A 13,396-nucleotide genomic window follows, 5' to 3' on the forward strand; every position below is an offset into this window, starting at 1 on the left:
AAGTAAAAAGCCTGATGTGATGCATCAGGCTTTTTTATTGGCGTCGATTTGCTTGGTTTATTGTACTGGCGGTGAATAAAGGCTTGGCATCACGCGAGCGGACTTCACCATGTTGTCTTTAACCTCGAGGATCTCGATGGGGTAGCCCGCCAATCTTAGGCTGATACCCTCGTTCGGGATCTCTTCCATATATTCCAGGATCAAGCCGTTAAGGGTTTTAGGGCCGTCCGTTGGAAAGTGCCAACCCATCTCTTTATTTACTTCCCTGATATTGGCGCCACCTTCAACCACATAAGAACCATCTTGTTGTGGATGAACCTCTTCGCTTGGTGAGGGGGCGTCGGTGGTGGTGAAATCACCAACGATCTCTTCCAGAATATCTTCTAACGTGACCAGCCCTTGAATATCGCCATATTCATCGACAACCAGACCAATACGTTCGCGATTGCGTTGGAACTTCAGTAGCTGAACATTGAGCGGTGTGGCTTCAGGAATGAAGTACAGTTCTCTTGCTGCTCGTGCCAGTGTTGACTTGTTGAACTGATTTCTCGATAGCAGGCGCAGTGCGTCACGAGCGTGTACGAAGCCAACGGCATCATCAATGCTGTCGCGGTAAAGCAGCAACATGGTGTGCTGGCCTTGGGTCAGCTGTTTGACGATTTTTTTCCAATCATCATTGATGTCGATGCCAATGATTTCGCTGCGTGGCACCATGATGTCTTCAACCGTGACTTTCTCCAGATCCAAAATAGATAGCAACATATTTTGGTGGCGCCGAGGGATCATTGTGCCTGCTTCATGGACCACGGTCCTTAATTCGTCTGAGCTAAGGTGGGCACTGGCGCGCTTAGTTGGGTTTATTCGGAACACGGCGAGCATGGCGTTACTGACAACATTTACCAGCCAGACTGCCGGATACATTAGCTTGAGCAGGACTTTAAGTAGCAGAGAAGCGGGGAAAGCAATTTTCTCTGGATACATGGCGGCTAAGGTTTTTGGCGTGACCTCCGCAAAAAGCAGTATGATCAGCGTCAATACACCGGTGGCAATGGCAATACCAGCATCACCGTATAAACGCATACCTATGATGGTGGCGATCGCCGACGCCATGATATTAACCAGGTTATTACCGATCAGAATAACGCCGATCAGTCGGTCGGGTCGGTCGAGCAGCTTATGTACTCGTCTCGCCGCGCTATGATTCTTTTTGACTAGATGCCTTAACCTATAGGGGTTAATCGACATCATTCCGGTTTCGCTACTGGAGAAAAACGCGGAGATAAGTATGAGTATGCCCAGTGTTATAAACAGGGCACTCGTCGAAATCTCGTCCAACGAGGGATTCCTTTATTACCAATTAAGTCGCTATCTTATCCGAAAAAACAAAGAATAGTGGTAAATTTTACGTCAATACCACTTCTCGCATCAGGCGACTGCCAAAATACCCCAGTGTGAGCAAGGTTGCGCCAGTGACTGTGGCGATGATAAGCCACCTTCCACGCACGCCCTGGTGGTAATGCTGCCACAACACTGAGACGTAAATCGCTAGCGCAATTGCACTCAGTATCGCTTTGTGCGCTTTGCCACTACCGAGAAAATTGTCGAGGAAAAACAAACCGGTTGCCAGTGCGGCAGAAAGCAAAATAGTGCCGGCAAGGATCAGATTAAAGATTTGTGTTTCAACGACCATCAAGGGTGGCATCACAGGATTTAAGGCGAATCGTTTTTTCTCCTTCAGCTGACGGTTGATGACCGACAACAAGATAGCCAGCAGCGCCGCAATAGTGAGTATTGAGTAAGCGAGCAAGGAGAGCGATATGTGTATCAGCACGCTGGGATGGGTTTCGATATGAGCCAGGTAGGTATGCGTACTGAATATATCCGCCAAATTGATCAGTGCTGCGAATGCGTAAGTGAAAGGCAGCAGTATCTGTACCGGTTTCTTTATATAGAGCAGGGTGATGAGTAGCGTGATGACCCAAGAAGCAAGAGATGCAATGTTCATTATGCTTAGGTTTTGTCCACTATCCTGGGAATGGATACTCAGAAATAGTGTGACCAGATGCAGCATCAGTGTAATCGCTGCAATGAGCAGCAACCCGCTACGGTGAGGAAGTCGTCCTTGCATCATGCGCACGCCTAACCAGCCCGCTAGTGTCAGGTAGAGGATGATGGCGGCAACGGCAAAAAAGCTGGATGAGAACAGCATAGTTGGTTTCGAAGTCCTTAAATAAGGCGAAGTCTAATTAAAAAGCTGTCGTACTAATTGTATTTAAAGTAGCGTCATCTTATTGATCTTGCGCTTCTTAAACGCTGAGTATACCGCGAGAATTCACCCTGCCAACACTTAGACATCTACCCAGCAGCGCTGGTTTAGTTATAATGCGCAACTCGTCACCAAAACCGGGCTCGAAAAAGATGTTTGAAAACCTTAGCGATCGTTTGTCCAAGACACTGAAAAATATCAGCGGTCGTGGTCGTCTTACCGAAGACAATATCAAAGATACGCTACGTGAAGTACGTATGGCATTGCTGGAGGCCGATGTTGCCTTACCTGTGGTACGTGACTTTATCGGCAAGGTTAAATCTCGTGCGGTCGGCACTGAGGTGACTAAAAGCCTGAGTCCTGGTCAGGTATTTATTAAAATCGTCCGCAGTGAGTTAGAAGCGGCGATGGGTGAGCGCAATGAAGCGCTAGCGCTCAATGCACAACCACCCGCAGTTGTGATGATGGCTGGCCTGCAAGGTGCGGGTAAAACCACCAGTGTCGGTAAACTGGCCAAGTTCTTAAAAGAGAAAGAGAAAAAGAAAGTGATGGTGGTAAGCGCGGATGTTTACCGCCCTGCTGCGATCAAACAGCTTGAAACCCTTGCCAATGATATTGGTGTCGAATTCTTTCCCAGTAGTGCAGATGAAAAGCCGGTAGCGATTGTCTCTGGTGCGATAGAACAAGCACGTAAGCAGTTCTTCGATGTGTTGCTGGTGGATACGGCCGGTCGCCTTCATGTTGATGATGAGATGATGGTGGAGATCAAGGCGCTGCATGCTGCAGTGGATCCAGTCGAAACCCTGTTTGTGGTTGATGCAATGACAGGGCAAGACGCAGCCAACACCGCTAAAGCGTTTGACCAGGCGCTACCGTTAACCGGTGTGATCCTGACCAAGACCGATGGTGATGCCCGCGGTGGTGCGGCACTCTCTATTCGTCATATCACAGGTAAACCGATTAAATTCCTTGGTGTTGGTGAAAAAACTGACGCTTTAGAGCCTTTCCACCCAGATCGTTTGGCTGGGCGGATCCTTGGTATGGGTGACGTATTGTCACTGATCGAGGATATTGAACAGAACGTTGATCGGGAAAAAGCAGCCAAGCTGGCGAAGAAAGTGCAGAAGGGACAAGGATTCAACCTTGAAGACTTCCGCGAGCAACTGCAACAGATGAAGAATATGGGTGGCATGATGGGCATGCTGGATAAGCTGCCTGGTATGAGTAATCTGCCTGATGCTGTTAAAGGGCAGATGGACGATAAGATGACCGTCCGTATGGAAGCGATTATTAATTCGATGACGCCGGGTGAGCGTGAGCGTCCTGAGATTATCAAGGGCTCTCGTAAGCGTCGTATTGCGGCAGGCTCTGGTACGCAGATCCAAGACGTAAACCGTCTGTTGAAGCAGTTTACCCAGATGCAAAAGATGATGAAGAAGATGAAGGGCGGTGGCATGGCTAAAATGATGCGCGGTATGGGCGGCATGATGCCACCGGGCATGAAGATGCCACGACGCTAAGCACCATCACTTCAAATGCTTAACAAGGGAGCCCACGTGGCTCCCTTTTGCTTTCTTTCATTAACCCTCATTTGATCATCCTCCCTACTCAACTACGCCAAGCTTTCTGACTATCTTCGCTGCTACTTATATAGCGCCGCAGTTGAACGTTTTTTATCCGTCGTTTTGGTTGCAATTCTATGGATTGTGCGTAGAATTAGCGCGCTTCTAGCCCGCCCCATGCTTTTTTGGGGTGCCTGGAACCGCCAAATTGGGTAAAGAGGAACGTATGGTAACCATTCGTTTACAACGTGGTGGCGCTAAAAAGCGTCCATTTTATCAGGTTGTCGTAGCCGACAGCCGTTGCGCACGTGACGGCCGTTTCATCGAGAAAGTTGGTTTCTTCAATCCTGTTGCACGCGGCCAAGCCGAGCGTCTTCGCTTGGACCTGGAGCGTGTTAAACACTGGCAAGATAAGGGTGCGTCCCTGTCTGACCGTGTAGCACAGTTGGTTAAAGACGCTGCGAAAGCGGCTGCTTAATTAACCATTAAGAAGGAGTGGGCAGTGTCAGAGCCACTTGAAAATGTGATTCTGGGCCGCCTCGGTGCACCTTATGGTGTCAAAGGCTGGTTGAAGATTCACTCCTTTACAGACAACGCTGAAGATATCTTTGCGTTATCCCCTTGGATTTTGGGAGACCAAAAATCAGGGAAACAACTGACAGTCAGCAAGTGGCGTAGCCACAATAATGGTTTGATTGTTAAGTTCGAAGAGATTGAAGACCGAACACAGGCTGAGGCTTTGGTGGGCTTGGAAATTTCCGTGCTGCCAGAGCAACTGCCTGATCTGCCAGAAGATGAGTTCTACTGGCGGGATTTGATCGGAATGCAGGTAGTGACAGACAAAGGGTATGACCTGGGTGTTGTTACTGGACTGATGGAAACCGGTTCAAATGACGTGCTTCAAGTGAAAGCGAACAGCAAAGATGCCTTCGGTAAAAGAGAGCGGTTAATCCCGTTTCTCGATGGCCAAGTGATTAAAAACGTAGATCTCGTGCAGAAACGGATCGAAGTGGACTGGGAACCCGGTTTTTAACCGGCAAGGAGAAACCCCCATGTGGTTTGGTGTGGTGACTCTGTTTCCCGATATGTTTACCGCGATTAGTGAGCATGGGGTAACGGGCAAGGCCATCAAAAACAGCTTAATAGAGCTGCAAACGTGGAATCCAAGAGATTTCACCCATGATAAGCATCGCACTGTTGATGACCGCCCTTACGGTGGTGGACCAGGCATGCTGATGATGGTGCAGCCATTACGCGACGCTATTCAAGCAGCTAAGCAGGCTGCCGGTGATGGGGTTAAGGTGATTTACCTTTCTCCCCAAGGACGCAAGCTGGATCAGCAGGGTGTTCAGGAACTGGCAGGATGCGAAAAACTGGTGTTAGTCGCTGGGCGATATGAAGGGATTGATGAGCGCGTTATTCAGTCAGAGGTAGATCAGGAATGGTCTATCGGTGATTACGTACTCAGCGGTGGTGAACTCCCCGCAATGACCTTGATAGATGCTGTGGCAAGACTGATACCGGGGGTGCTGGGGAAAAGTGAATCAGCAGAGCAAGATTCTTTCGTTGATGGAATTTTGGATTGCCCTCACTACACCCGCCCTGAGGTACTTGATGGCGAAACGGTGCCCTCAGTATTATTGAGTGGCAATCACGAATCGATCCGCCGTTGGCGGCTCAAGCAGGCTTTAGGCCGAACTTGGCTGCGACGTCCGGAACTTTTGGACAACCTAGCTCTGACTGACGAGCAAGCTTTGTTGCTTGCCGAGTTTGTTAATGAAAACAACAACAAACAGTAGAGTGATTCAGTTTAACCTAGGATGCGAGATATGAATAAAATTATCCAGCAACTTGAAGAAGAACAGATGAAGCAGGATCTTCCTACTTTTGCCCCTGGCGACACAGTCGTTGTGCAGGTGAAAGTACGTGAAGGTGACCGCGAGCGTCTGCAGGCTTTCGAAGGCATAGTTATTGCCAAGCGTAACCGTGGCCTGCACAGCGCATTTACCGTACGTAAAATCTCTAACGGTGAGGGTGTTGAGCGCGTATTCCAGACCCACAGTAAGCAAGTAGACAGCATTGCTGTCAAACGCCGTGGTGACGTACGTCAAGCTAAACTGTACTACCAGCGTGGTCGTACCGGTAAGGCTGCACGTATTAAAGAAAAGCTTAGCTAATTCGTTTAACACCTGGTTCCCAATGGCTAGAAGCAGCAGCCCGCACTTGTGCGGGCTGTTTTGTTTTCGGTAAACTGATCGCGTCTTATCTGTTTGTTGTGAACATGCACGACATCACTGCATAAAAATTCAATTATTAATCAATAAAAATGCAATTTTATGCATTTTATGCCTATACATTCCTCGCAATCCGTTTAATAATCGGGACTCATTTATGGGCCTGATATTAGATATGTGCCCTGATTTTTAGCTGTGCTGCGATAACTTTATCGAACAGACAGGGTGCATGTAGGAGTTTTTATAAAATGCATAACGATACGGTTAACGACGTACACGTCAGCGCCCAAGAGGTACTGATCACCCCGAAACAACTGAAGCAGGCGATCCCAGCCAGTGATGAAGTTCTGCAGTCTGTAGCTGATGCTCGTAACGTCATCTCGAACATTATTCATCGTAAAGATCCACGCTTGTTGGTTGTGACCGGCCCTTGCTCTATCCATGATGTGGAAGCGGCAAAAGAGTACGCACTTAAGTTAAAGAAATTGCATGACGAGTTGAAAGACGAACTGTTCCTAGTTATGCGCGTCTACTTTGAAAAACCGCGTACCACTGTCGGTTGGAAAGGATTGATTAACGATCCGAATATGGATGGCACTTTTGCTTTAGAAGAAGGATTGCATAAAGCGCGTGAGCTGCTGTTGTGGATCGCTGAACTTGGTCTGCCAATGGCAACCGAGGCGCTGGATCCGATCAGTCCACAGTACCTGTCCGAGTTGTTCAGCTGGGCAGCCATTGGTGCGCGTACCACCGAAAGCCAGACCCACCGTGAAATGGCCAGTGGTTTGTCTATGCCAGTTGGTTTCAAGAATGGTACTGACGGTAACTTGGGCCACAGCGTCAACGCAATGAAGGCGGCGGCATCAGGTCACCGTTTCATGGGCATTAACGGTGACGGTCAGGTTTCTGTGATTCAAACTGAAGGCAATCCAGACGGCCATGTGATTTTACGTGGTGGTAAGCAACCTAACTATGATTCGGTGAATGTAGCGCAGTGTGAGCAGGCAATGACTGACGCTGGATTAAGCCCGAGTTTGGTGGTTGATTGTAGTCATGGCAATTCAAACAAAGATTACAGTGTTCAGCCATTGGTGGCCGAAAACATTATGCATCAAATTTTGGATGGCAACCGTTCAATCATTGGTATCATGTTGGAGAGCCATCTTAATGAGGGTGCTCAGAGTGCCGACCTTCCCCGTGATCAATTGAAGTACGGTGTATCGGTCACTGATGCCTGCATTAACTGGGAAACCACTGAAACCTCTCTGCGCGGCATGGCTGAGCAGCTTTCAAAGCCTTTGAAAGCTCGCGTGCAGGGCTAAGACGGAATAACTGTTAGTGAATGATTCTCCAGAGGCGCTATTGCGCCTGCGTGACAAGATCGATGATGTCGACCAGCAGCTGTTGCAGCTGCTGGCTCAGCGCCTAAAACTCGTGGCCGAGGTGGGGGAGGTTAAAAGTGAGCATGGCTTACCTATTTACGTCCCTTCCCGGGAAGCTGCGATGCTGGCTCGCCGTCGCCAGGAAGCCGAGTCATTAGGGGTACCCCCTGATTTGATTGAAGATATCCTGCGTCGTGCGATGAGAGAATCTTACAGCAGTGAAAAAGATACCGGTTTTAAAACCGTCAACCCTGCGGCGGGTCCTATCGTCGTGGTTGGTGGTAAAGGACAACTGGGGCGTTTGTTTGTACAGATGTTCGAGTTGTCTGGTTATGAAGTTCGAGTGTTGGGAAGTCAGGATTGGGCGCAAGCTGATGATATTCTAGCTGGCGCCAGTGTGGTGATGGTGACCGTGCCTATTACCCGCACGGTCGAGATCATTGAGAAGTTCTCAACACTGCCTGCTGATTGTATCTTATGTGATCTCACCAGTACCAAGAGTGACCCATTAAACGCAATGCTTCGTGTACATCAGGGACCCGTGGTTGGGTTGCATCCGATGTTTGGACCCGATATCAGTAGTTTTGCCAAGCAGGTGATTGTGGTTTGTGATGGCCGCGACAGCGCACGTTACCAATGGCTACTGGATCAGTTTGCTTTATGGGGTGCCAAACTCAAATCTGCTACAGCAAAAGATCATGATGAAGCGATGGGACTAGTACAGGCGATGCGCCACTTTTCCAGCTTTGTATATGGGATGCATTTGAAGTCAGAAAATGCTGATATCGAACAGCTACTGGCGTTCAGCTCACCGATATATCGCCTTGAATTGGCGATGGTGGGGCGTTTGTTTGCTCAGGATCCAGCACTTTACGCGGATATCATCCTTTCTTCACCTGATGCACTTGGTATGTTCCGCCGTTATATCGAGCGCTTCAGTGATGCTGTCAGTTGCCTAGAAAATAATGATCGCGATGGTTTTATCCGTCAGTTCAGTGAAGTGGCTGATTGGTTTGGCCAATATGCCGAGCAATTTATGGGGGAAAGTCGGCAAATGTTGTTGGTCGCCCATGATCGCCGCCATATTGACTAAGTAACATGTCTGAGCTGATTAGGTTGAACAAGATTGAGATCCGCTATTGTCCTCGCTGCCGCTGGATGATGCGTGCAGCGTGGGTCTCACAAGAGTTGCTAACCACATTTTCGGAAGAACTTGATAGTGTCGCAATTGGTCCCGGCGATGCTGGCCAGTTTGATATCTGGTTGGACGGGACGCTTATTTGGTGCCGTAAAGAGATGGGTGGTTTTCCCGAGCTGAAGCCACTAAAGCAAAAAATCAGGGACCTGGTTGCTCCAGAACGAGACCTTGGCCATAGCGATCGTAAATAGCCAATAACCGCCAATCTGCCTGAATAGCCTTTTACCTAAGTATTACTCCCCCAAATGCTCTTCGCTTGTTGCTGTGCTTTGATATAAAGCGCCTCTACTTTTGTTCTCGCCCAAGGCGTTTTTCGCAGGAATTTCAGCGATGAATTAAGGCTGGGATCTTTGAGAAAACAGTTAATTGGTATTTTTTGCCCCAGCTCTTCCCAACCGTAATGTTCGATCAGCCAGCTGAGCAATGCTTTCAACGTCACGCCATGAAGCGGATCTTTCTGACTGGCAGCAGAGTCGTTTTGTTCAGTCACGGCGCTGTTTTCCCGTTGTGCTAGTCACTGCTTCAGCCTCAGTTGCTACGTCTGTCTGGGCGTACTTCACTCGGATGCGACTACCATCAACTTCTTGGTTGTTAAGACTTTTCATCGCTATTTTTGCGGGACCGAACTTGGGCATCTCAACAAAACCAAACCCTTTTGATTCTCCAGTTTCTTTGTCCATTACTAACGTACATGACTGGATCTCTCCGAAGGGCTGAAATAACGCCCGCAGTTGAGACTCTGTCGTGCTGCGAGAAAGGTTGCGGATCAATAGTTTCATGAGGGTACCGAACAATTGTTTGAGGTTGGCACTATACAGCTTACGCCCTTGGGAGAACAGGAAACCATCATGGTAGAGCGTGTTTCGCATCCTCCTGCTGCTGCCATCGAGCCAAACAGTTATTGCGTTGATTTTTCTCTAATCAAGATCTCGCGCTCTCGTTGATAATCCTCATAAGATTGATTGGCCTCATCCATACAGTCACGGTATCTGTCTGGATCCTCAATGCGTTGGCATTCACTTTTTTGATTTGCCCTGACGCCATGATAGGCCTGCTTTTGGCTACACCCAGTGCTGACTATGCTCACTATGAGTATCGATATGCCCGCTAACCAGTTCATTATCATCATCCTTGCTAAGTCAAAAAAGGGATGCCTTTATTGTTGCGTAGATTTTAGTCTCGCTGGCTTAGTACGTTAATAGTTTTGTGTTTCAAAATGTACTTATTCAGGGATTAATGACGAGAAAAAGCCGACCCATTGGTCGGCTTTTGCGCTTCGTTAACTGCGTATGCGTGGATCAGTCGATAGCAGGTTGTAGCCGTATTGTGGCTATGTCGAAACGGTTCACAGGGCCATTGTCGCCGCCGTTCCCCGTAAATGTTTCATTGCTACTCAGGTAGCTCATATTGTAGAAGTCCATTAGCTCCAATGAATAGCTACCTGCCGTTAACGTGGCCGTCAGCGGGGTGGAATAAACCAAAGGTTTAGTGCCTGCAGAAGTTAGTGCATGGGGCATTTGAATCACGCCTTCAGCGACGACGGCACCATCACTGTTTTTCACCTGTAACCATTTAACACCATTAGTGATACCCAGGTTAATAGCGTTGTAATTGTTGTGGTATTTGAGCTGGATGTCGTAGTCGCCATCATTGGCGATAGCAACATTGCTGACAACCAGGGTGTCAGTCATCGCTCCCCAGTCACCTAGGTAGCTCTCATCGATAATATCATCTGCCGGACTAACGATTAGATTTGACGTGACATTAGCATTGGCTACAGAGATCTCCTGTGCGGCGTCATAACAAGCAGGCTGGTTATGGTGAGAGCGATTACCCGAATCGGTGTAAACGGCCTCAATGGTATAGCAATAACCTTGGCCTGCTGTCACACCGATGTTGTCAGTGACAATACCGACTGCCACATTTTCTTGGATCAGCATGCCGTTCCGGTACAAATGGTAGGCCAAGTTGCCTTGGTTACTGTCATCGTTAAACTCAACGGCGAGCAGATTGTCGGTGTTGACAAACACCCGGCTGATAGTGGGCTCCAGTGGAGCAAATACGGCGGGATCATTTGTACTTAACGGCTCTGCGGTGACAGCGGTTAGGCTACTTTCTGTGTTGGTCAGCGCGCCAAACGTAACCACAATGTCATTGCTTTCACTGAGCTCTGCCCAGCTTAGCTGTTGCGTTGCTGCGTCACCGTTTAAGGTTATCGTGGCAACACTGTAAGAGCCCTCGGTATCGGTTAACGCTGGCAAATTCAGCATGACATTGATGGTTTTGCCTTGCAGCACCAAGCCTTGTAAAGCAAGAGATGTACTATCGGCGAACATGGTTGCATGCAAGTTGTTGGTTACAAATGGGTTGATTTCGATGCCAGTGTCTGTGGTGCTAACACCAAACACACCTTCGATGACCATACCGACATAGGCGCCGACAGACCAAAGCTGGCGCGTCGAGTTAATCACCGGTCCTGATAAGCCAGGGTTATCAAAATCAAGCAGGTTGGGTTGTAGTGATAGCCACTCTAAGTTCTCCATATTTGAGATGTTGAGTGAGGCCGCACGTATCAGCGTGGTGTAAGCGGCATCCGCCACTTTTGTATTGCCTGTTTGAATAGCAGCCCTTAAGCCGTAGGCCGTTACAAATGGCCAAATAGCACGGTTGTGATACACCGCGATATCAGGTTGTTGTGGGAAGATGACGGGCGCGCCCATGTCGCCGTGAGGGTAGTTAGCGACGACCATTTCTGCCGTCGCCGCGTCGGCGATGCCGCTGGTAACTGCCAGCGCCTGACCTAACCAGTCAAATTTGTGTAACGGTGCACTGCTCTGATGACCAGCCGTCAGGCTGCTATACAGCCCTGCATCTGCGAGCCAAAAACCATCATTGATGGCGATCTTGAGGGCATCAGCCCAGTCTTGATATTTCGCTGACGCCGTTGCATCACCTTGTTCTTGAGCCAGTTTTGCGGTTAATTGCAGCGCTTTGTAATGAGCGACGTTGGTTGACAGGGCCTTCGCACTACCCAAGCTGGCTATGTCGTTCACGATCCAGCTGGCGTAGGTTTGCTCACGCCAATCTAAGAAGGATTGCTCACCATGATAAAGTCCGTCATCGCTATCAAATGCAGCGATGCGATCATTTTCAATGGTATTGACCAGCGCTTGATAAGCTTGCGTTGCAAATGCGGCTCGCTCCGTGGCTGGTAAACCATTAAGCGCTTTCTCCGCACCTAACGCCCAGGTCACCCGATCGGTACTGATCGGCCAACTACCACCTGAACCGGTGTCTTGAACTATCTGTATGCCGCTCGCGTCTCCGGCGGCTGCGGTTGGTTTGGCCGTGCCCGCGCGATAGCCGGATAATTTAAATTGCAGGGAGTTTCTGACACGCTCAGGATCTAACAGTGCTAAACCCAGGTTGGCTGCATAAGAAAGGTCACGGGTCCATACGTAGTGCCACTTTGCGCCGGTCTCAAAGCAATCGCAGGGGATAGGGTCGCCACCGTTATAGCTATCGTCTCGGATCTCGCTCACGCTATTTTCTGCTGTTTCGTGCACAGACAGTGCAAACAATGCGTCAAATGCTAAGTTCCCGGTACGGCTTTTGGGTTTGCCTGCGACCTCTTCATAGAGCACGTAGGGGTCGCCTGGATCGCGTAGGTCTTGGGTAGTTGATTGGGCATAACTACGGAACTCGGCGTCGGCAACTTCCGCGGAAAATGTCACGGTTTCTTGCTGATCGTCGAACGTGGTGAAGCTGAGTTCTTGGCGGACTTCGTGGCCTTCGTGAGGATTGATGATTACGCCATCATCACCATCAGTTTCTGTGATGTGCAGTACCAATGCGGTGGGCTCAGAGGCATCGACATTAAAGCGATAGTAACCGGTTTCTGTGACAAAAAAGCTACTGTTTGGGCCGCCAGGATACATGACATAATCTGTGTCTAATTCCGCGACAACCGATACGTCTGGATCCAACACCCATTCACTAGACCAATCTGCGGAAGCAACCTTGAACTCATGGTTGCCAGGGGTGATCTGCATGGTCATCTGATAATTGTTGTCACCGACATATCGTAACTGGTTGTCTGTGGTCCAACCGTTAAAGCCACCACGTAGATAGATGTCATAATCCAAGGGCGCTACGTCCTGAGAAAAACTGAATGTGGGGTGAAGTAAATCATCACCGACTTCAAGTTTATAATCGTAGATCCCTGATTGTTCCAATACCATGGCCATATTGGCCGCGCCGTCCCCAGTTTGTAGAACATAACTTTCGCCAGGTACCACTTCCGTTAAATTATCGACATCGGCAGTGAATGTTGTTTCCAGCGTCCAGTTAGCATCGGCTACTTTGAACTGAGGAACGCCTGCAACCATCTCTACGTTGTGGAGATAGTAAGCATCCTGTTCAAATGTGAGCATATATTCTTCTTCAGCCCCCCAGCCACTGAATTCCCCTTTGAGGAAAAGATCAACGGCATAAGGGGGAGTAGGCTCAGGATCGATACACGCATCACCTGTGTCATTAATGATTTGCGGAGGCTCACAGGTGAGAGTGTCGTCATCGTCGTCAGAGCAGCCTCCTAGGCTAAATCCGCTGGCTAATATGAGCACTGCGGTGGCGAGACGGTGCTTGGATAACACTGTTGGATTCATCGATTCCTTCCTTTTAGTTTGTAGTCGACATCACGTTGAAAGATATAGGGTAGACCAAGGCTTAATGTAAGAACTTGTTGATATACA

At 48.9% G+C, this 13,396-nt stretch carries 14 protein-coding genes; 8 read left to right on the top strand and 6 right to left on the bottom strand.

Annotated elements, in window-relative coordinates; translation table 11 throughout:
* Positions 1-57: 57 nt before the first annotated feature.
* A complete protein-coding gene (locus EXY25_RS09150; RefSeq protein WP_130566506.1) occupies positions 58-1,335 on the bottom strand; it encodes an HlyC/CorC family transporter in 1,278 nt (425 codons plus the stop codon).
* A 67-nt stretch (positions 1,336-1,402) separates the two neighbouring features.
* Complete coding sequence (locus EXY25_RS09155) at positions 1,403-2,209, bottom strand: cytochrome C assembly family protein (RefSeq protein WP_114337325.1); 807 nt, start codon at positions 2,207-2,209, stop codon at positions 1,403-1,405.
* A gap of 209 nt (positions 2,210-2,418) precedes the next feature.
* Here EXY25_RS09155 and ffh point away from each other — a divergent pair, with 209 nt between their 5' ends.
* The 8 genes from ffh to EXY25_RS09195 all read left to right on the top strand — a co-directional run bounded on the left by ffh (position 2,419) and on the right by EXY25_RS09195 (position 8,833).
* A complete protein-coding gene (ffh, locus tag EXY25_RS09160; protein ID WP_114337394.1) occupies positions 2,419-3,786 on the top strand; it encodes a signal recognition particle protein in 1,368 nt (455 codons plus the stop codon).
* A 268-nt stretch (positions 3,787-4,054) separates the two neighbouring features.
* Entirely contained in the window at positions 4,055-4,306 is a 252-nt protein-coding gene (gene rpsP, locus EXY25_RS09165; RefSeq protein ID WP_114337326.1) for a 30S ribosomal protein S16, read from the top strand.
* Positions 4,307-4,330: 24 nt separating this feature from the next.
* Positions 4,331-4,861 (top strand): ribosome maturation factor RimM, encoded by a 531-nt coding sequence (rimM, locus tag EXY25_RS09170; RefSeq protein ID WP_130566507.1) that lies wholly within the window; start codon positions 4,331-4,333, stop codon positions 4,859-4,861.
* 19 nt (positions 4,862-4,880) lie between these two features.
* Positions 4,881-5,627: a tRNA (guanosine(37)-N1)-methyltransferase TrmD gene (gene trmD / locus EXY25_RS09175; protein WP_114337328.1), complete on the top strand. Its 747-nt coding sequence runs from the start codon at positions 4,881-4,883 to the stop codon at positions 5,625-5,627.
* Between the two features lie 30 nt (positions 5,628-5,657).
* Complete coding sequence (gene rplS, locus EXY25_RS09180; protein ID WP_114337329.1) at positions 5,658-6,005, top strand: 50S ribosomal protein L19; 348 nt, start codon at positions 5,658-5,660, stop codon at positions 6,003-6,005.
* A 305-nt stretch (positions 6,006-6,310) separates the two neighbouring features.
* Positions 6,311-7,384, top strand: a complete 1,074-nt coding sequence (locus EXY25_RS09185; protein ID WP_114337330.1) for a 3-deoxy-7-phosphoheptulonate synthase — start codon at positions 6,311-6,313, stop codon at positions 7,382-7,384.
* 16 nt (positions 7,385-7,400) lie between these two features.
* A complete protein-coding gene (gene tyrA, locus EXY25_RS09190) occupies positions 7,401-8,537 on the top strand; it encodes a bifunctional chorismate mutase/prephenate dehydrogenase (protein ID WP_207232134.1) in 1,137 nt (378 codons plus the stop codon).
* Between the two features lie 5 nt (positions 8,538-8,542).
* Positions 8,543-8,833 (top strand): Rdx family protein, encoded by a 291-nt coding sequence (locus tag EXY25_RS09195; RefSeq protein WP_130566508.1) that lies wholly within the window; start codon positions 8,543-8,545, stop codon positions 8,831-8,833.
* A 35-nt stretch (positions 8,834-8,868) separates the two neighbouring features.
* Here EXY25_RS09195 and EXY25_RS09200 read toward each other — a convergent pair whose 3' ends face one another.
* The 4 genes from EXY25_RS09200 to EXY25_RS09215 form a co-directional block, all read right to left on the bottom strand.
* The gene (locus tag EXY25_RS09200; protein ID WP_114337332.1) at positions 8,869-9,132 is read right to left on the bottom strand and encodes a VF530 family protein; all 264 of its coding nucleotides are present in this window, start codon (positions 9,130-9,132) and stop codon (positions 8,869-8,871) included.
* Positions 9,125-9,511, bottom strand: coding sequence for an RNA recognition motif domain-containing protein (locus EXY25_RS09205; RefSeq protein WP_342771979.1), 387 nt, complete (start codon positions 9,509-9,511; stop codon positions 9,125-9,127). Before EXY25_RS09205 ends, EXY25_RS09200 begins: the two co-directional genes overlap by 8 nt.
* Before the next feature lie 29 nt (positions 9,512-9,540).
* Entirely contained in the window at positions 9,541-9,762 is a 222-nt protein-coding gene (locus EXY25_RS09210) for a hypothetical protein (RefSeq protein ID WP_130566509.1), read from the bottom strand.
* 178 nt (positions 9,763-9,940) lie between these two features.
* Positions 9,941-13,309 carry an esterase gene (locus EXY25_RS09215; RefSeq protein ID WP_130566510.1) on the bottom strand — a complete coding sequence of 1,123 codons (3,369 nt, stop codon included), beginning with the start codon at positions 13,307-13,309 and terminating at the stop codon, positions 9,941-9,943.
* Between the last annotated feature and the right edge of the window lie 87 nt (positions 13,310-13,396).

The organism is Corallincola spongiicola (assembly GCF_004284785.1).
GTDB lineage: Bacteria > Pseudomonadota > Gammaproteobacteria > Enterobacterales > Neiellaceae > Corallincola > Corallincola holothuriorum.